At 31.1% G+C, this 257-nt stretch carries 1 pseudogene; it reads right to left on the reverse strand.

Features of this window, described 5'->3' with window-relative positions:
- A pseudogene (locus ACRHOC_RS14925) lies at positions 1-229 on the reverse strand (UDP-N-acetylglucosamine 2-epimerase); the annotation flags it as partial.
- Between the last annotated feature and the right edge of the window lie 28 nt (positions 230-257).

Consider the following 257-nt stretch of genomic DNA (forward strand, 5'->3'; position numbering starts at 1 on the left):
TTGATGTTTTATTCTCTCCTTCAAGCACCATAAACACTTTAGCATTAATGTTAAATCCGTCTTCTTCAATGTAATTGACAGCATTTCCATATCTATCTAATAAAGCTGAACCAGCCACTACTAATTGTAATTCGAGTGATGGATGCTCTTGCATTGCTTTTAAAGCTGTTTTTATTCTACTATATGATGGTCTTGCAGTAACAACAACACAAATCTTTCTTTTATTCATTTATCAAATCGGTTAAGTTTAAAAATTC

The organism is Winogradskyella poriferorum (assembly GCF_050618035.1).
In the GTDB taxonomy this organism is placed as follows: Bacteria; Bacteroidota; Bacteroidia; order Flavobacteriales; family Flavobacteriaceae; genus Winogradskyella; species Winogradskyella poriferorum_A.